Origin of the sequence: Methylobacterium sp. WSM2598 (assembly GCF_000379105.1) — a bacterium.
GTDB lineage: Bacteria > Pseudomonadota > Alphaproteobacteria > Rhizobiales > Beijerinckiaceae > Methylobacterium.
In genome coordinates, this window is sequence record NZ_KB900609.1 from 7302899 (window position 1) to 7321501 (window position 18603).

Genomic DNA, 18603 nt, shown 5'->3' on the forward strand with positions numbered 1-18603 from the left:
CCATGCACGAGACCACCGCTCCGCCCGGCGCCACCGCGCCGGTCTTCTACGAGACCGAGGAGCACGCCCACGGCGACGGCGGCACGCTGCTCGGCTTCTGGGTCTACCTGATGGGGGATTGCCTCATCTTCGCGGTCCTGTTCGCCACCTTCGGCGTGCTGGGCCGCAACTACGCGGCGGGCCCGTCCGGGGCCGACCTGTTCGACCTGCGGCTGGTCGCGCTGAACACCAGCCTGCTGCTGCTGTCCTCCATCACCTACGGCTTCGCCATGCTGGAGATGGACAAGGACCGGCTCGACATGACCCGGCGCTGGCTGATCATCACCGGCCTGTTCGGGGCGGGCTTCCTGATGATCGAGCTCTACGAGTTCGGCCACCTGATCCACGAGGGCGCCACGCCCCAGCGCAGCGCCTTCCTGTCCGCCTTCTTCACGCTGGTCGGGACGCACGGGCTGCACGTGACCTTCGGCATCGTCTGGCTCCTCACCCTGCTGGCGCAGCTGCGGCGCTACGGGCTGGTCGCCGAGACCCGGCGCGGGCTCCTCTGCCTGTCGATGTTCTGGCACTTCCTCGACGTGGTCTGGATCGGCGTCTTCACCTTCGTGTACCTGATGGGAGCCATGCGATGAGCGCGGTGGCGCAGGCGGACCTTCCGCGCAAGGCCCACGACGCGGGGGCCGGGGACGGCGCGCACGGGAGCGCCCACCATCCCGGGGGGGCGCATGGCAGCTTCCGCGGCTACGTGACCGGCTTCGTGCTGTCGGTGATCCTCACCGCCATCCCGTTCTGGCTGGTGATGGCCAACACCCTCGACGACACGCTGGTCACCAGCATCGTGATCATGGCGCTCGCGGCGGTGCAGATCGTGGTCCACATGATCTACTTCCTGCACATGAACACGAAGTCGGAGGGCGGCTGGACCTTCATGGCGCTGGTCTTCACGCTCACGCTGGTCGTGATCACGCTGGCCGGGTCGATATGGGTGATGTACCACATGGACCAGAACATGATGCCGATGTCGCCGCACGAGGCGCTGCAGCGGCCCTGACCGGCCGGCGCCCGACGGGGCGGCGGATCGCCGCCCTGCTCGCCTTCGACGCGGCGGCGCTCCTCGTCGTGGCCGGGCTCGTCGCCCTCGCGGCCTGGCAGGTCCATCGCCGCGCCTGGAAGCTCGACCTGATCGCCCGCGTGGAGGCGCGGGTCCGCGCGCCCCCGGTCCCGGCGCCCGGTCCGGCGCGCTGGGCGCAGGTCACGGCCGCCTCGGACGAGTACCGCCGCGTCGCCGTGACGGGCCGGTGGCTGCCGGACCGCGCGACGCTGGTCCAGGCCGTGACGGAGCTCGGCGGCGGCGCCTGGGTCCTCGCGCCGCTCGCGCGCGACGACGGGACGGTGATCCTCGTCAACCGCGGCTTCGTCCCGGCGGACCGGCGCGACCCGGCCGGCTGGCGGCCCCTCGCGCCCGGCCCCGTCACGGTCGAGGGGCTGCTGCGCCTCTCCGAGCCGCACGGCGCCTTCCTGCAGGCGAACGACCCGGCCGCCGGGCGCTGGGTGTCCCGGGACGTCGCCGCCATCGCGGCGGCGCGCGGCCTGTCGCGGGTCGCCCCCTACTTCGTCGACGCGGCGCGCGCGCCGGGCGAGACCGGGCTGCCGGTCGGCGGGCTGACGGTGATCGCCTTCCCCAACAACCACCTGGTCTACGCGATCACCTGGGGCGCCCTCGCGCTGATGGCCGCGGCCGGGGCGCTCACCGTGACCCTCGACGTCCTGCGGCCCGGCCTGCTCCCGCGGCGGCTCGGCCTGCGGGAGAGCTGATCCGGGATCCGGTCGATCAACGCGGATCCCGGATCGCGAGCCCGCGCGGCGCCTGAGCGACGCCCACATCCGCCAACCCGAAGGGATCGAGCGGATGTGGGATCAGTCGCCCGAGCGGACCCGGGTGCGGCGGTTCGGCTTGGGGCCGGCACCCCGGCCACGTCGCTGCGCCGGACCGGCGACGCCCTCGGCGACGGGGCTCAGTAGCCCGCGCCGCCCGCCCCGCCGCGCCCGCCGACGCCGCCGCCGATGCCCGCACCCCCGGCCCCGCCGGCTCCGCCGCCCGGTCCGGCCCCGGCCGCCCCGCCGCGGCCGCCGATCCCACCCGAGCGGCTCGGCCCGTCGGCGCCCGCCCGCCGGCTCGCGGACCCGTCGCGCCGGGAGCCGCTCCCGTCGGGCGGGGCGAGGTCGTCCCGGCACTCGGCCGGCATTCCCTCGTCCGGGGGCAGGCCCTCCTCGGGCGGCGGGAGCAGGTCCCGGCAGGATCCCGCCGGCGACTCCGCCAAGTCCGAGGGCGCGACCGCGCCGCTCTGGCCGCCGCGGCCGCCGGGCAGGCCCGGGAAGCCGGCACCGTTGCCGCCCCGCCCCGGCTGGCCGGGCTCGGCCGCGGTGCCGAACAGCACGGCGCATTCCTCGGGCCGGTGCGGCGAGCGCGCCTCGGTCGGCTGCCCGGTGAGCAGCGCCGCGCAGTAGCGCCGCAGGGCGAGACGCTCGGGCTCGCCCGCATCCCGGCCCGGCGCGCCGATCCGGCCCGGCGCGCCGCCGCGGCCGCCCGGCAGCCCGGGGAGGCCGGCACCGTCGCTCGATCCGGCCGGCGTCGCGGCGGGCTCGCGCGGCGGCGAGGAGACCGGCGCGGCCTGGGCCAGCGCGGCCGCCCCGAGGAGGCCGGCGAGCCCGACGGCTCCGAGCGTCGCGGTCAGGGCAGAGATCATCCTCATCGGTGTGCCTCCCGTGCGATGACGAGGCCCGTGATCGGGCCCGCGAGGCGGTCATCGCGTCCGCTCGCGGACCCGGATTCGCTCGGCCGCGGCGGCGTCGGACGCCGCCGCGGCCTGTGCCGAGGATATCGGCAGGGCTCAGTAGGAGTTGCCGCCCTGGCCGCCGGCCCCGCCGACGCCGCCGTAGCTGCCGTTGCCGCCGGCCCCGCCGCTGCCGCCCCGGTTGCCGTAGCCCGCGGCCGAGCCGCCGCCGCCGCCCGAGCCGCCGACGCCGCCATGGCTGCCCATGCCGCCGCGCCCGCCATTGCCGCCCTGGCCCCCGTAGGCGCCCGAGCCGCCGCCGCCGCCGCCGCCGCCGGCCCCGCCGTAGTAGCCGCCGCCGCCGGCCCCGCCACCGCCGCCGCGCCCGCCGTAGGAGCCCGAGCCGCCCCAGCCGCCGCCGCCGCCGGCCCCGCCATAGGCCCCGGTGCCGCCGCGCCCGCCATTGCCGCCGCGCCCGCCGTGGATGCCGTCGCCGCCGCCGCCGCCCATGCCGCCGTAGCCGCCGTAATAGGCGCCGCCGCCGGCCCCGCCGCTGCCGCCCTGCCCGAAGGCGAAGGCCTGGTGCGAGAGCGCGAACATGCCGACCGCCGACATGATGGTGATCATCGTCTTCTTCATGGTGCTCTCCTGTCGTGTCGCGTGTGATGGGTTGTCCGATCGAGGGGGTGCGCTCCGAAATCCCGGATTTCGGCCGCGTTTCAGCATTCGGGACGAGCGCTCTCGCCCCGTCGTTCAATCCAGACGCTGACCTGTTCTTGCCACCGGCGCCCCACTGCGATGGGGTTAGTTCCGAGATGGCTGCATGATCTGCTTTGTTGTGTTAACCATGCTCTATTCTGACTGAATGAAGACTGAACGCTGTTTATTTATTCAGTTCAGAGATCGCGTCTGCTTGTCGGTACTGTGTCCGAGCGGGATCCGGAAGTGCCCGGCGGGGCCGGGCACCGTGACCGGCGCGCTTTGCGCCGGCCGAATCCTTCTGCGTGCTGGTCGTCGTGAGCGGTCCACCCGAAGGTTGCCCCCTGTTCGACCCGGTCCGGGTTCGCCTGCGGGAGACCGTCGGCACCACAGCTGTAGGACCTTCGCGCGGCCCCGTGTGTGCCGGCCCGCACGCGGCACCGGGGCCGGGCGCGCGCCCTCAGGGCTGCAGGCTGAACGAGAGACGGGTGCGCAGCACGACGGCGTCGTTGTCCCGCCCGGCCGCGACGGCGCGGCCCGCGCCGGGGAGCGCGGCGCCGCTCGCCCGGAAACCGTAGTAGAGCCCCTCGACCCCCGCCGTCAGACGGTCGGTGAGGCGCGCCTGCAGGCCGGCCCCCGCGACGAAGCCGACCTGGGTGTCCGCCGCGCGCAGGGCGAGGGCCTGCCCCCCCGCGCCGCCGGCGCCCCCGGGCCCGGCGACGAGCGGGCCGCCATTGCCGCCCGGGCCGCCATTGCCGGCGAAGACCAGCCGAACCCCCTCGTCCCGCGCCAGCCCGAGGCCGGCCGTGCCGTAGAGCAGGAGGTCGCGGTCCAGCACCCAGCCGAGGCGCCCGCGCAGGCTGGCGAGGACGCGATGGTTGGCGTCGGTGCCGGCATCGATGTCGGCCTCGGCGCCGTAGACGAGGCGGGCGCTCTGCGCGTTCGCGCCGAGATGCAGCCCGCCGAGCGCCGAGGCGCCCCGCTGCAGGGCCGCGAAGGCCACGGCGCCGCCGCCCCCGCCGCCGCCGTCGATGCCGCGGGTACCGGCCCCGCCGGCCTCGCCGTTCGCCAGGGCCGCCGCGGCGAGGCGGGTTCCCGAGGGGCTGTAGAGGGCGCCGAACTGCGCCCCGAGATAGAAACCGGCCCAGGAAGGCGCGGCGCCGAAGGCGGGCGCGGCGCCCGGCCCCTCCGCCGGGTCCTCGGCCCCGAAATGGTAGGTCAGGCGCCCGCGCAGGGTGAGCGCCTCGCGCGGGATCCCGGGACTGCCCTTGTCGAACAGGAAGTAGAGGGCCTCGACCCCCGCCCCGACCCGCGGGGTCAGCCTGACCTCCAGCCCGGCGCCGCCGGCGAAGCCGAGGCGCGTCGCGCCCGGCTGGGAGATGGTGAGCGTCCCGAAGCCGTTGCCGCCCGCGCCGCCCGCGCCCCCCGGCCCGGCATTGCCGCCGTTGCCGCCGTTGCCGCCGACGAAGACGCCGAGCCGTCCCCCCGGCGCGGAGAGGATCCCGAGGCCGGCCGTGCCGTAGACGAGCGCGCGCCCCGTCGCGACGCCGACGCGCCCCCGGAGGCTGGCCAGCACGTCGTCGAGCGGCCCGGCGGCGCTGAGGTCGCCCTCCACTCCGCCGACGAGGTCGCCCCGCTGCCAGTTGTAGCCGGCATGGACGCCCTCGAAGATCGTGCGCCCCTCGACGGTCCCGGCGACGATCCCGGTCCGCCCGCCGCGCCCCCCGAACACGGTCGGGGTGAGGCCGCCGCCGTCGCCGCTGACGAAGGTGCGCCGGCCCTGGCCGGTCGCGAACCCGCCCGTCTGCGCGCCGAGATAGAAGCCGGACCAGTCGAGGGCGATGGCGGGAGCGGGCGGCACCGGGCGGGGCGCGAGGTCGGCGGCGCGGGCCGCCTGCCCGCAGGCGAGCGCTGCGCCGGCCAGTGCGGCCACCCGAATACAAGTCGTCATCGCCCGTCGCGCCCCACCGAGAACTCCCGGGACAGTGTCTCCGACCCCGTCCCGGCAGGGAACAGGCGTCGGGATTTGCCGGCATCTTTGTCCGCGGCTGCGTCCCGGGAGCCACGATCCCGAGGGCGGGAGATCGGCGGTGCCCGAAAAGCGCATGCGCGAAGGAACATCTCGACGCAGCGTCAGCTTCTCCCCGGCGCACGCGCGCACGACCGGAGACGCGAACGATGTTCATGAGGCTCGATCGCCTGCAGGCCGAACTGCCCCAGCCCAAGAGGCCCGATCCGAACGCCGCCGCCGCCCTGCAGGAGCTGCTCGGCGGCAAGTACGGCGAGATGTCGACGCTCGGAAACTACATGTTTCAGAGCTTCAATTTCCGCAACAAATCGAAGCTGAGACCGTTCTACAGCCTGGTGTCGAGCATTTTCACCGAAGAACTCGGCCATGTCGAGCTGGTCTCGACCGGCGTCGCCCTGCTCAACAACGGCCCCGGTGACCAGACCGAGCAGGTCGATATCAGCAAGGCCCCGTTCGAGGACATGAAGGACGCGCGTCTGGCCGGCTCATTCCTGTCGAATGCGGGCGGCGCCATGCCGATGAACGCCAACGCCGCGTCCTGGAACATGGACATGGTGACGACGACCGGGAACCTGATCATCGACCTCCTGCACAACTTCCATCTCGAATGCGGCGCGCGGCTCCACAAGCTGCGGGTCTACGAGACGCTGTCCGACCCGACGGGCCGCGAGGTCTGCGGCTACCTGCTGGTGCGCGGCTCCGTCCACGCCCACGCCTACGCGCTCGCCCTGAAGAAGCTGACCGGGGTCGAGATCGAGAAGATGCTGCCGACGCCCAACATCGATCTCGGCCGCGTCCCCGAGTGCCAGAAATACCTGCAGGAGGGCTCCCACCGGCGCCTCTACACGTTCGGCTCGCCGGATTACCCGGAGATGGCGGGGGTGTGGTCGAACGACGAGGTGGCACTGCCGGGCGACCCGCCCGGGCCGCTGGAGATCGTCGACGGACCGCCGCAGGGCGGCAAGATCCCGGAGCTCGACGGCAATTACGGGGCCTTCGCGCCGGATTACGCGCCGCAGGAGATTTTCGAGATCGCCAGCAAGCTCTACCAGAAGAGCCGGTGATCCGCCGCGGCGGGCCCCTCGTCCCGCCGCGCCCGTCAGGTCCAGTAGAGGAGCCGCGCCTGCGGCAGCCGCGCGGCGAGGAGCGCGCCGATCTCGGCGCGCAATTCGGCCATCTGCGGCTTTGGGAGGACGTACTTCACCGACCCGAACTTGGTCAGCTTGCGGCTGCGCTCCTCCTCGCGCATCGGCAGGTCGGAGCCCGGATACCAGCCCTCCAGCACGGTCTTGGAGCCCGGGGTGAAGCGGTGGGTGATGCACTCCGCCGTGAGGTCGAGGTCCGGCACCCCGGCCAGCGCCGCGCCGATCTCGGCGAGGAGCGCGCCGTAGGCGTCGCGCCAGCCGGGCAGCGGCAGGATCGGCGCGAGGGTCAGGCCGACCGGGTAGCCGGCCAGGGCCGCCTCCCGCATCGCGGCGAGGCGGGCCGGCAGCGGATCGGTGCCGCCCTCGTAGCGCGCCGCCGGCGCGGCGTTGAGGGAGAAGCGGATGCGGGTGCGCCGCGCATGCGCGAGGCCGAGCAATGGCGCGACCGCGGCGAACTTGGTGGTGAAGCGCAGCTGCACCGGGGCGTCCCAGGCGCCGAAATGCCGGATCGTCGCGGAGAGCGAGCCGGTCAGGTGCTCGATCGCGAGCGGGTCGGTGTAGCAGGAGGCCTCGAAGGTCGTGCCCTCGGCGGCCCGCGCCTCGCTCGCGGAGGTGACGCCGCCGGCCCCCGCGTAGCGCGGCAGGACGGCCAGGATCTCGTCGAGATTGGCGTAGGCGCGCGTCACCGGGGGGCCCTGGAGCGAGCCCGCGAGGTAGCAGTACTGGCAATGGGCCGGGCAGCCCTCGGCGAGGTCGAGGCGCCAATCGGCGCTGGGCGGGATCGGCTGCAGGGCCAGCCTGGAGGGCGGCGCGGCGACGACCGCCAGGGTGTTCTTGGCCTCCCGGTAGGCCCGCCGCGGATCCTCCGCGCCGAGGCCGGTGAGGCGGTTGCTGCGCAGGCGCTCGACCGGCAGGCCGAGCGCCTCGAGCCGCGCGACCATCTGGCGGCCGTGGGCGTGATCGAGGGCGGCGGGCGTGACGAGCACCCTCTGCGGGCGCCAGAGCCGGGCGCGGGGCGGAAGCCGGATGGTCATGCGGGCGAACGCCGGCCGGGCGGGCCGGGATCCCGGCGTCCCGGTCGCGGCGCCCGGCGATCGACCGGGATGCGCCGCCCCACCCAAGCGTCGTTCCGCCTGTCGGTGCCGAAGGGGTCAGCGGTTCGGCGGCGAACCGAAGCACCGCGTCGGCGAAACCTGATGCGACACCAGGAGACCGAGCAGAATGGCCCCGTGCAAGTCTGCTAAGGTGCCGCCCCGCCCCCGTCGCCCCGAGGGACCGTGCTCGAACTCGCCGTCGCGCTCCTGCTCATCCTCCTCAACGGCGTCTTCTCCCTCTCGGAACTCGCCGTGGTGTCGGCCCGCAAGGCGCGGCTGCAGGTCATGGCCGAGCAGCGCCGGGCGGGGGCGCGGGCGGCGCTCGCCCTGGCGGAGGAGCCGGGGCGCTTCCTCTCCACGGTGCAGATCGGCATCACCCTGATCGGCGTGCTCGCCGGCGCCTTCTCGGGCGCGGCGCTCGGCCAGCATCTCGCCGAGCTCCTGCAGGGGGCCGGCCTGTCGCCGGGCCTGGCCCAGCCCGCCGGCTACGGGGTGGTGATCGGCCTGATCACCTACCTCTCCGTGGTGGTGGGCGAACTCGTGCCGAAGAGCCTCGCCCTGCGCCATCCCGAGCGGATCGCCTGCCTCGTCGCCGGCCCGATGGCCGCGGTGTCGCGCGCCGCCGGCCCGGTGGTCTGGCTGCTCGACGCCTCGACCCGGCTGATCTTCGGGCTGTTCGGCGCGGCGGCCGAGCCGGCCGAGGCGGTGACCGAGGAGGAGGTCCGCGCCGTCGTGGCCGAGGCCGAGACGGCCGGCGTGATCGAGACCGACGCGCACCGGATGATCGCGGGCGTGCTGCGCCTCGCCGACCGCACCGTGCGCGGCGTGATGACCCCGCGCACCGAGGTGACGCGCCTCGACCTCACCGACAGCGAGGCGGCGATCCGCGACACCCTCCTGCGCACCTCCCATGCCCGCCTCCCGGTCGGGGAGGGCCGCCAGGACGAGATCCTGGGCATCGTCCAGGTGCGCGACCTGCTGCCGGACCTCCTCCAGGGTCGGCCCCTCGACCTGCGGGCGCATATCCGGGCGGCGCCGGTCGTGCCCGACCGGCTCGGCGCCCTCGACGCCCTCGCGGCCCTGCGCCGAGCCGAGGTGCCCATCGCCCTCGTGCACGACGAGTACGGCCATTTCGACGGGGTGGTCACCCCGGCCGACATCCTGGACGCCATCGCGGGCGCCTTCCGGGCCGACACGGACGATCCCGACCCGGAGGCGGTGCGGCGGGAGGACGGGTCCTGGCTGCTGGCCGGGAGCATGCCGGTGGACGAGATGGCCGAGCAGCTGCGCGTCCCCCTGCCCGAGCGGCGCGACTACGAGACGGTGGCGGGCCTCGTCATCGCGCACCTGCAGCGGCTGCCCCGCGCCGGCGAGGCCATCGACGTGGCCGGCTGGCGCTTCGAGGTGGTCGACATGGACGGGCGGCGCGTCGACAAGGTCCTGGCCACCGCCAAGGCCGCGGCCAAGCCGGAGCCGGACCTGGCCTGACCGCCCCCGCACGGGCCGAACCGGAGGGCCCGCATCCACCGCCCGCACGCGGAGCACGGCGAGATCCTGACGGCGATCCCGGAGGGCGGCGAGGCCGCGGCCCGGCGGATGCGCGCGTGCGCGACGCCGCGAGCGCGCGCGGCCGCCACGGGGCCGGGCACACGAGCGGGTGAGCCGATGTTCCGGACGATCGGTTCGGAGAATCCCCGGCGGCGCTCAGGCCGCCCTGGCCGGGCGCGCGGAATCCGCCACGTCCTGCGAGAGCGTCCCCGCCTCGCGCTGATACTCCGACATGGCGCGGGTGACGAAGGCGAGCTGGAGCTTGAGCGCCTCGACCGGCGACTTGCACCGGCCGATCGCCGCGACGTGCTCCGACTGCGCCTGCAGCCGCCGGGCGGCGAAGCTCAGGATCTCCGCGCTCAGCCGGAACGGCAGGTCGACGCCGAACGACGTCCAGAGGGCGGCGTCCGGGATCAGGCCGGACCAGGGATCGCCGGCCCCGAACGCGCGTGAGGTCTCGCCCCTGTTGGTCTCGCTCGCCATGGTGTCCTCCCGTCTTCGCAGGTGAGTGGTGACACGGCGGACGGGCCGGGCCTTGACCCAGATCAACCCGACCGTGCGCTTCGGGCCGGTCCGCGACCCTGGCGGGCGCGATCGCCCAGCCGACCCGCGACGGCGGCGCGCCCGCGCGCGGCGCCGCATAGGCCCCTCGCCGCGCGGCCGCGACGCAGCCGCCGGGCAGGAGGGCGAGGAGCGCCGGAGCGAGCCGGGCCGAGGGCGGCCGGACGGGAAACCGGGCTGTCGGACGCGTCGTTCGGGACTCCGCGAGCCGGTCCTGTCGGCGCCTCCCGGCGCGCGGCTCTCGGTGCGGATGCTGGGCCGCGGCAGCGCAGAAAAGGAACGCATAGTTCCGATGGTGGTCAGATGAAAATCGAATGACCGCGGCGCGCGCCCTCCCGGGGCCCGGCGCCCCACGCGGCCCCGGGGCGGGCCGCGACGGCCCGCGCCCCTCCGGCGCGGTGCCGGCGAGCGGCGTGGGCGGCACCGGGACGATCGAGGCCGTTCAGGGGACGGGCGGCTTGGGCGCCGGCCCTGCGCCAGGCGGGCGTGGAAGAGACTATATTCCTATGTCAGGCGAAACCTGCGGACCATGACCACTCCGCAGGAGTCGCAGGCCTCCTTGAACTTCTCCAGGCGCTCGGCCGGGACGAAGGCGTGGTTCCAGGCCAGCTCGTCGAACACGACCTCGCCATCGTGGATCGCCAGGTCGGGCCGCAATCTGAAGTCGAGGTAGTTCACGTCCGCCAGGAAGGCCCTCAGGGCCCCCCGCTTGGCGGGCCCGACCACTTCGGCGAAGACGAAGGGCCGATCCCGCCTGATCGTCTCGCGCGCGCCGCCGAGGAAGGCGTGCTCGTGCCCCTCGATATCGACCTTGATGACGGCGATCCGCTCGCGGATGTCGAGTTCGTCGAGCGTCCTGACCGCGACCCGGACCGTCCCGTGGACGGCCTTGAAGTCGTGCTCCAGGGACGCGCTCGTCTCCAGCAGGCCGTGGCTCGGATCGGGGAGGTGGAGCGTCGCCTCCCCCGACACGTCGCTGAGGGCGAACTCGTGGACGGTGACCCGGTCGGTGAGCCCGTTCGCCGCCAGATTGCGTCTCAGCACCGCGACCAGGGCCGCGAGCGGCTCGAACGCGAGGACCGTGCGGTCCTCCGCCAGGATGCCGGCCATCACGGAATAGACCCCGGTATTCGCGCCGACATCGACGAATATCCCCTCGCTGCGCAGGTACGTCGCCATCATCAGGAACGGAAGCGGCGGTTCGTACGCGCCGGCGCTGACCTGATGTCCAACGAGGTCCATGCCGCCCGCCGCATCGAGGTAGAAGTGCTTTCCGGCGAAATCGACCTTCGTCATGCCCATCCTGGTCTTCCTCTGCGTGAGCGAGGCGGTCGCGCGGACGCGTCGACCGGCTCCCGGCCGGTGCCGGCCGGTTCGGCGCGCCCGGACCGGGACGGGCGGAGGGACGGGCGCGAGCGACCATCCCGCTCCCCCGCGTCCCCGTCGCGGGCACGGGACGTCATCCGGTCGCGCGGCCGGCGCGATGATCACCGGCCTGCGGGCCGGCCGAAATTCACATGAGTTACAACCGCGTGCCATTCGATCGGGTATTTCACCGCCGTGTCGTGCTATGCCTGTCCGGCCTGGAGTATTCCAAATCGTTCAGATGAGGCGAATTTTCAGCAGTTTACGACTTGCGCTCGGGAAAATACGGCGTCCTTCGGCGAAGGACGGGGTGAGCGACTTTGATGAAAATTTTTACTATACGCTCTACCCCGACCTTCATCACCTCACCGGCCGGGGCGAGCTGCTCGAACATTATCTCCGGCACGGCCGCCGGGAGGGGCGGCAGAGCAGCGTCGAGGGCTATCTGGCCGATCTCAGCGCCGAGCACGGCCCGCTGCCGAAGGATTTCCGCCCGAGCCTCTACCGCGATCTCAACCCTGACCTTGCGTCGCGGTTCACGGAGGACTGGCAGTTCATCGCCCATTATCTGCGGCACGGGCGCGAGGAGAAGCGGCCCTACGCCCTCGACATTGCGTCGGACGCCGACGCCTTCGCGCGCGTCGCGGTGCGGGACGGTGACCCCGAGGCCGCCGATGCCTTCGCGGCCTTCCTGCGGCAGCACGGCCTGGTGCCGGGATCCTGGCTGCTTCGGTTCGACCTCGCCCAGTTCGTCCAGCTGAATGCCGATTGGATCGGCCCCCCGCCGCGGGTGCGGGCGGAGGGACTTCGTCTCTTCGTGGAGCGGGGCATCGCGCGCCTGGCCCCGATCCACGCCGAGGCGATGTTCGATCCCGCCTTCTACCGCGCCGTGTACCCGGTCGAGGACCTCCCCGACGACGCGTCGCTCTATCGGCACTGGCTGTGCACCGGCATCGAGCGGGGCTTCGCGCCGAACGAGTCCGCCCACCTCGCCGCCCTGATCGGCGAGACGGTCTTCCCGCGCTGCTTCGATCTCGCGGGCTACCGGGCCGCGCTGCCCCGGGGCGCCGCCCTGCCGCGCACGCAGGTGCTGGAGCACTGGCTCGATTTCGGGTTCCCGGCGGGTCGTCTCGACGTGGTGTCCGGCCCCGACGAGGCCGCGTTCCTCGGCCTCGTCGGGATGCGGGAATTGCTGCGCCAGCGCTTCGCGCTCGCCCGCCGGGCCTACGACGAGGCGATCGCGCGCGGCGGCCCGACCGCCCGCCGGCTGCACGGCCGCGGCGAGGCCGCGCGGGCCCTGGGCGACCTCGCCGCCGCGGCCGCCGATTACGCGGCCGCCGCGGCCGACCCGCGGTCGAGCCTCTGGAGCCACATCCACGCCGCCGAGTGCCTGGCCGCCACCGGAGATCTGCCGGCCGCCTGCGCGCAGATCCGGGCCTCGTCGCCGCGCTGGATCAAGGACGCGCGCTGGCGCGAGGCGGGGCTCGGCATCCTCGGCCGGGCCTTCGACGCCGCCTGCGAGGCCGCCCGCGCGGAGTACCGCCAGGGCCGCCGCGCCGAGGCCGACGCCCTCCTGGACGAGGCCCTGAACCGGCTCGCCGCCGACCTCCCCCTCGCCGCCCCCTTGCCCGTCCCCTTGCCCATCCCCTCGCCGCGGCCGACCGTCGCCATCCTGGCCAACCTCGATCTGCCCCAGTGCGTCCACTACCGCGTCGAGCAGCGCCGCCGCCAGCTCGAGCACGCCGGATGGACCGTCCGCGTCTTCCCCCCCGACCAGGCCCGGGCCTTCCGCCAGGCCCTGCACGCCGCCCGCGCCGCCCTCTTCTACCGCCTCCCCGCCTTCCCCGACATCCTCCACAGCATCCTCTACGCCCGCGCCCTCGGCCTGCCCACCTTCTACGACGTCGACGACCTCATCTTCGACGCGCGCTGCTACCCCGACCCCTTCGACAGCTTCGAGGGCCAGATCTCCCCCGAGGACTACGTCGGGCTGCAGTTCGGCGTGCCCCTGTTCCGCTTCGCCCTCGCCCAGTGCGACGAGGGCCTCGCCTCCACCCCGGCCCTCGCCGAGGCCATGCGCCCGCTCCTGCGCACGGGCCGCTGCCACGTCCTGCGCAACGGCCTCGACCAGCGCAACGCCCCCTTCCTCGACCGGCCGGACCCCGCCCCCGCCCGCCCGGAGGCGCCCGTGACGCTGTTCTACGGCTCGGGCACCAAGGCGCATAACCGCGACTTCAACGCCCTGGCCGGCCCGGCCCTGCTGCGCCTGCTGGAGCGCCACCCGCAGCTGCGCCTGCTGATCGCCGGCCACCTCACCCTCGATCCCGCCTTCGCGGCCCACCGGGACCGGATCCGCCGCCTCGGCTTCACCGCGCAGGTGGAGGATTACTGGGAGATCCTGTCGGGGGTCGACGTGAACCTGGCGGTGCTCGCCCCCGGCGCGGCGGCGGACGCCAAGAGCGAGATCAAGTGGCTGGAGGCGGCGGTGGCCGGGGTGCCCTCGGTGGTGAGCGGGACGCGCACCTACCGGGAGATCCTGGTCGAGGGCGAGGACGTGCTGTTTGCCGACACGCCCGAGGAGTGGGCCTCGGCGCTGGAGCGGCTGGGGGGGGATGCCGGGCTGCGGCGGCGGATCGGCCTGGCGGCGCGGCGCAAGGCGCGGCGGGATTACGGGCTGGCGGCGGGGGCGGGGCGGGTGGCGTCCGTGCTGGCGCGGCCGGCGGCGCCCGCCGTGGCGGCGGCGCGGCCGCGGATCCTGCTGGTGAACGTGTTCTTCCCGCCCCAGACGATCGGCGGGGCGACGCGGGTGGTGCGCGACAACCTCGACCACTTCCTGGCGGCGGCGGGGGAGCGCTACGCCTTCGCGGTGGCGGCGAGCGACGAGGGGGTGCAGCCGGCGGGCCGGGCGCGGCTGGACGGCTACCGGGGGGTTCCGGTGCTGCGGCTGTCGACGCCGCTGGAGCCCGGGATGGACTGGCGCCCGTTCAACCCGGCGCTGGGGGCGCTGTTCGGGGAGTTCCTGGACCGGCTGTGCCCGGACCTGGTGCACTTCCACTGCGTGCAGCGGCTGAGCGGGTCGGTGGTGGAGGCGGCGCAGGCGCGGGGCCTGCGGCACGTGGTGACGGTGCACGACGGCTGGTGGATCTCGGACCACCAGTTCCTGCTCGACCGGGACGGGCAGGTGGTGCGTCCCTCGCCGGACCTGCTGGAGGCGGCCTCGGACGCGCCGCACGGGGCGGGGGCGCAGCTCCTGCGGCGGCGGCGGCTGGGGCGGCTTCTGTGTGGGGCGGACCGGGTGCTGGCGGTGTCGGAGAGCTTCGCGGGCCTGTACCGGGCGGCGGGGTTCCCGGAGGTGCGCAGCGTGCCGAACGGCCTGTCGCTGGGGCGGGTGCCGGCGCGGCGGGCGGGGCGGGGTCCGCGGGTGCGGCTGGGCCACGTGGGGGGTCTGGAGGCGCACAAGGGGGCGCCGCTGCTCGAGGTGGTGCTGCGCACGACGCCGTTCCGGTGCCTGGGCCTGACGCTGGTCGACCTGTCGCGGGAGCCGGGCTCCGCGAGCGAGGAGGTGTGGGGGACGACGCCGGTGCGGATCGTGGGCCCCGTGGCGCAGGAGGAGATCGGGGGGTTGTACGGGGAGCTTGACGTGCTGCTGGTGCCGTCGCTGTGGCCGGAGAGCTTCGGTCTCGTGTCGCGGGAGGCGCGGGCGTTCGGTCTGTGGGTCGTGGCGAGCGACCGGGGCGCGGTGGGGGAGGAGGTGCGGCCGGGGGTGGACGGGTTCGTGATCGACGTCTCGACGCCGGGCCCGCTGCGGGAGGTGCTGGGGGCGATCGACGCGGATCCGGCGCGGTTCCAGGCGCCGCCGCCGCCCGGCCCGCCGCTGCGCCGTGCGGCCGACCAGGGCGACGACCTGCTGCGGCTCTACGACGAGATCCTGGGCCGCGGCGCCGCGAGGGCTGCCGGTGCCCGCTCGCGGCGGCCGCACGGATCCGCCTCCGACCGGCTCCCGCAGGAGCCCGACGGGCTCCCGCCGGAGGTCGCGGGCCTCGCCGACCACCGGGGTGAAGGGACGTTCCGGGCGGGGTCCGCGCGCGGCCCGGGATCGTGATCCGGGAGCGGGGGCCTCCGGGCCCGGCCGCCCGATCAGTGCGGGGCCGGCCCGGCCTGCGGCATGGCCATGCCCTCCGGCATCATGTTCGCGTTCATGTGGTGCATGATCCGCCGGGCATATGGCGCCGGGCCGGTGCCCCTCCATATCGTGCCGAATCGTGCGGCAGGCGAAATCCTCGCCGGACCGAAACCCTCGCGAGATCTCGCGGGCCCGGCACGGCGAATCACCGCCGCACCGTCGACCATTCGACGGGACCCGGCCGATCGCGGCCTGATCGGATGCGGACGATGTCGGAGCCGTTCCGCGACACCGAGTTCGGGCGCGATACCGGGGACTTCATCGCCCCGGCGCTGGCGTCGATCGAGGGCGCGTCGCCGCGATGGAATCGCGGCGCGGCGATGCCGCGGAAGACCGGGTTGACCCAGGAGAGCCGTCGTCCTCCGAGCCGAGGTCGGCGGCACGACACTGGCGATTGGCTCGATCATATCGCCGCGCGGGGTGCGGAAGGGGTCGAGAGACGGCTGCACGGCGACCGCCGCGAGCGGCTCGCGCGAGACCTGCCCGCGCGCCGGAGGCCGTCAGCCGCCGGCGCGAGCGCCCGCCGGCGCGGGATCCAGCGCGGCCAGGGCGAGCGCCACGTCGCGCAGCGCCTCGCCCTGCAGATCGGGCTGCACCAGCACGCGGGGGTAGATCTGGCCGCGCGCCACGAAGGCCGCCCCGAGGCCCGCCACCTTGGCGCCGTGCGTGTCCCAGGCATGGGCGGCCACGAGGGCCGCCTCGCCGGGCGCGACGCCGGCGGCCTGCGCGGCCGAGAGGTAGACCTCGGCCCGGGGCTTCGAGCGCTGCACCTGGTCGATCGACAGCACCATCTCGACGTGGCGGTGCAGGCCGCCGCGACGGAGCAGCTGCTCGGTCGCCTCGGCCGACCCGTTGCTCAGCGCCGCCACGCGGAAGCCGGCCTCGGTCAGGAGGGCGAGCGCCTCCGCGGCATCCGGCTGGGGATCGAGCTCGGCCATGCCGTCGAGGACGGCGTCGAGACGCTCCATGCGGACCGGGAGGCCGTGCGCGGAGAGCAGGGAGGCGAGTTCCCCCCGCAGCACGAGGCGGAAGGGGGCGAACCGGTCGGTGATCGCCAGCGCGAAGGCGTCCCGCAGGGCCGAGGCGAACCAGATCTCCAGGGCCGCCGGCGGCAGGCCGAGGCCGGTCAGGAGCGGGCGCATGCGCTCCAGCGAGACCAGCGTGCCGATGACGTCGCAGGCGATCAGCTTGGGCCGGGGCATCATCGGCGCGTCTCCTGTCCGGCGCGCGATCCCGCCCGCCCTGCGCGGACCGGACGGGCCCGCTCCCCTGCCAACGCGCGGGGGAGCGGATCGCTCGGCCGGCGGCGGGATCGGGGCCGCCGGCGCGGCCGCGGGCCGTCCGGTCGGATCCCGCCGCGATCGGCAGAGAGGCATCCCACGCAGATCGGGCGGATGATCGAACCAGGAAGAGAGTCGACATCTCGTCATCGTGACGGCGCCGACCCCGCTCGTCGGTTGAAAATCATCTGCGCAGGATGTCTTATCGACCGCGCGGCGGCGATGCTGCATTGACGCCGAGGGGCCTCGGCTCGGGACCGACCGTCGAGTTTCGTTCGGATATGCTCGCGCGATGGATGTCTGGCGAGAGAGCGCGTGGGCGTGCCGCGTGACTGACGAGGGGGCAGAGGCGCGTCCCGAGGCGCTCACCACGCCGAACCTGCTGCTGGCGGCCCTGCCCGAGGCCGAGTGGGCCCTCATCCGTCCCCACCTCCAGCGGGTTCCCCTGCGCCGCAAGCAGGTGCTGGAGGAGCCGCGGACGGAGATCCAGCACGTCTACTTCATCGAGCGGGGTCTCGCCTCCGTGCAGGCCAGGACCCAGGCCGACGGTGCGCACGGGGTCGGCCTCGTCGGCCGCTTCGGCATGACCGGGCTCGGCATCCTGCTCGGGACCCGGCGCGCCACGCTGCGCGTCTCGGTCCAGGTTCCGGGCTCGGCGCTGCGCCTGGGCGCCGAGGAGGCGGCGCGGCTCATGGAGGCGAGCGCCACCCTGCGCCGGACCGGTCTCAGCTACATCCAGGCGCTGATGACCCAGTCGGCCCAGCTCAGCCTGTGCAACGCGCGCCACCCGATGAAGCACCGCGTCCGGCGCTGGCTGCTCCTGGCGCGGGACTGGCTCGGCGAGGACGAGGTCTGCGTCAGCCACCAGCTGATCGCCGACCTGCTCGGGGTGCGGCGCGCCAGCGTCAGCGAGCAGATCGAGTGCCTGGAGAGCGAGGGCATCGTCAGCCAGAGGCGGGCCTGCATCACGCTGCGCGACCGGGCCGCCCTCGAAGCGGATTGCTGCGAGTGTCACCGCCTCGTGCGCGCGGAGTACAGGCGGCTGAACCTCCTCGGGGCGGAGCGGGCGGCCGAGGACCGGTAGCGCCGCGCCCCGCGCCGCCGGCGGATCCCCGCGGGAGGCCGCCCGGCCCTCAGCCGCTCAGCTTGGACAGGACGAAGGCCGCCAGGAAGCCCGCCACGGTGATCAGGCCCGCGTAATCGTGCGCGATCGCGAAGGCCTCCGGGATCATCGTGTCGGAGATCATCGCCAGGATGGCGCCGGCCGCGACGGCCTCGGTGGCGGCGATCACCGCGGGCGAGAAGCCCGAGAAGACCGCGTAGCCCGCCAGCGAGGCGAGGCCCGAGATCGCCGCGATGCCGGTCCAGAGCCCGAACACGAAGAGGGCCGAGCGCCCGGCGCGGCGCATGCCCGCCGCGCTGGAGAGGCCCTCGGGCACGTTCGACAGGAAGATGGCGACCACCGCCACCCAGCTCACCGCCCCGCCCCCGATCATGGTCACGCCGATGACGATGGATTCCGGGATGCCGTCGAGGAGCGCCCCGACCGCGATCGCGAGACCGCTGCCGGCATCCCCGGGCTGCCGGCCGTCCTCGGTCCCGCCCGACCGCTTGCGGTGCCGGGCGCCCCGGCGGGAGAGGTAGACGTTGGCGCCCGTGTACACCGCGGCGCCGCCGAGGAAGCCGAGCGAGGTCGCGTCGAAGCCGCCGGTCCGGTAGGCCTCGTCCATCAGCTCGAACGAGAGGGCGGAGATCAGCACGCCCGATCCGAACGCCATCACGGCCGCGATGAGCCGCTGCGGGATGCGCAGGAACCACGCGAGGGCGGCCCCGAGCACCAGGGCCGAGCCGCTGAACAGGCCCCACAGGCCGGCCTGAAGCGAGACGGGCATGTCGGATCATCCTCCGATCGGAGAGGTCGAAGCGGA

15 protein-coding genes are annotated in these 18603 nt (G+C 74.4%); 7 read left to right on the plus strand and 8 right to left on the minus strand.

The genetic code is table 11. The features are described from left to right. Positions 1-2 precede the first annotated feature (2 nt). Genes cyoC through MET2598_RS0134015 form a run of 3 tightly spaced genes read left to right on the plus strand, consistent with a single transcriptional unit; the run spans position 3 to position 1812 of the window. Positions 3-629, plus strand: a complete 627-nt coding sequence (gene cyoC / locus MET2598_RS0134005; protein ID WP_012335400.1) for a cytochrome o ubiquinol oxidase subunit III — start codon at positions 3-5, stop codon at positions 627-629. Continuing rightward, positions 626-1048, plus strand: a complete 423-nt coding sequence (gene cyoD / locus MET2598_RS0134010) for a cytochrome o ubiquinol oxidase subunit IV (RefSeq protein ID WP_012335399.1) — start codon at positions 626-628, stop codon at positions 1046-1048. The genes cyoC and cyoD overlap by 4 nt, the downstream gene beginning before the upstream one ends. Beyond that, entirely contained in the window at positions 979-1812 is an 834-nt protein-coding gene (locus MET2598_RS0134015; protein WP_236728871.1) for an SURF1 family protein, read from the plus strand. The genes cyoD and MET2598_RS0134015 overlap by 70 nt, the downstream gene beginning before the upstream one ends. Positions 1813-2012: 200 nt before the next feature. Here the strand turns inward: MET2598_RS0134015 and MET2598_RS41805 are convergent, their stop codons facing one another. The 3 genes from MET2598_RS41805 to MET2598_RS0134030 form a co-directional block, all read right to left on the minus strand. Continuing rightward, on the minus strand, positions 2013-2750 hold the full coding sequence (locus MET2598_RS41805) for a hypothetical protein (protein ID WP_026191083.1): 738 nt from the start codon (positions 2748-2750) through the stop codon (positions 2013-2015). Between the two features lie 138 nt (positions 2751-2888). Next, entirely contained in the window at positions 2889-3410 is a 522-nt protein-coding gene (locus tag MET2598_RS41810; RefSeq protein WP_012335396.1) for a hypothetical protein, read from the minus strand. A gap of 520 nt (positions 3411-3930) precedes the next feature. Continuing rightward, positions 3931-5403, minus strand: coding sequence for an outer membrane protein (locus MET2598_RS0134030; RefSeq protein ID WP_018263851.1), 1473 nt, complete (start codon positions 5401-5403; stop codon positions 3931-3933). 245 nt (positions 5404-5648) lie between these two features. On the opposite strand from MET2598_RS0134030, the gene MET2598_RS0134035 reads away from it, so the two are divergent. Next, positions 5649-6563, plus strand: coding sequence for a manganese catalase family protein (locus MET2598_RS0134035; RefSeq protein ID WP_012335394.1), 915 nt, complete (start codon positions 5649-5651; stop codon positions 6561-6563). A gap of 35 nt (positions 6564-6598) precedes the next feature. On the opposite strand, the gene MET2598_RS0134040 is transcribed toward MET2598_RS0134035, so the two are convergent. Next, complete coding sequence (locus tag MET2598_RS0134040) at positions 6599-7678, minus strand: SPL family radical SAM protein (RefSeq protein ID WP_018263852.1); 1080 nt, start codon at positions 7676-7678, stop codon at positions 6599-6601. 243 nt (positions 7679-7921) lie between these two features. Here MET2598_RS0134040 and MET2598_RS0134045 point away from each other — a divergent pair, with 243 nt between their 5' ends. Beyond that, a complete protein-coding gene (locus tag MET2598_RS0134045) occupies positions 7922-9226 on the plus strand; it encodes a hemolysin family protein (RefSeq protein WP_018263853.1) in 1305 nt (434 codons plus the stop codon). A gap of 216 nt (positions 9227-9442) precedes the next feature. Here MET2598_RS0134045 and MET2598_RS0134050 read toward each other — a convergent pair whose 3' ends face one another. Together MET2598_RS0134050 and MET2598_RS0134055 are read right to left on the minus strand one after the other, a co-directional pair. After that, positions 9443-9769, minus strand: a complete 327-nt coding sequence (locus MET2598_RS0134050; protein ID WP_018263854.1) for a phasin family protein — start codon at positions 9767-9769, stop codon at positions 9443-9445. Between the two features lie 582 nt (positions 9770-10351). Beyond that, positions 10352-11143, minus strand: coding sequence for an FkbM family methyltransferase (locus MET2598_RS0134055; protein WP_236728872.1), 792 nt, complete (start codon positions 11141-11143; stop codon positions 10352-10354). 379 nt (positions 11144-11522) lie between these two features. On the opposite strand from MET2598_RS0134055, the gene MET2598_RS43495 reads away from it, so the two are divergent. Beyond that, the gene (locus MET2598_RS43495) at positions 11523-15314 is read left to right on the plus strand and encodes a glycosyltransferase (RefSeq protein ID WP_018263856.1); all 3792 of its coding nucleotides are present in this window, start codon (positions 11523-11525) and stop codon (positions 15312-15314) included. A 581-nt stretch (positions 15315-15895) separates the two neighbouring features. On the opposite strand, the gene MET2598_RS0134065 is transcribed toward MET2598_RS43495, so the two are convergent. Then, positions 15896-16600 carry a haloacid dehalogenase type II gene (locus MET2598_RS0134065; RefSeq protein ID WP_012335388.1) on the minus strand — a complete coding sequence of 235 codons (705 nt, stop codon included), beginning with the start codon at positions 16598-16600 and terminating at the stop codon, positions 15896-15898. A 403-nt stretch (positions 16601-17003) separates the two neighbouring features. Between MET2598_RS0134065 and MET2598_RS0134070 the strand changes: the two genes are divergently transcribed. Beyond that, positions 17004-17759, plus strand: coding sequence for a Crp/Fnr family transcriptional regulator (locus MET2598_RS0134070; protein WP_018263857.1), 756 nt, complete (start codon positions 17004-17006; stop codon positions 17757-17759). 49 nt (positions 17760-17808) lie between these two features. Here MET2598_RS0134070 and MET2598_RS0134075 read toward each other — a convergent pair whose 3' ends face one another. Then, on the minus strand, positions 17809-18567 hold the full coding sequence (locus MET2598_RS0134075) for a ZIP family metal transporter (protein ID WP_018263858.1): 759 nt from the start codon (positions 18565-18567) through the stop codon (positions 17809-17811). Positions 18568-18603: the final 36 nt, after the last annotated feature.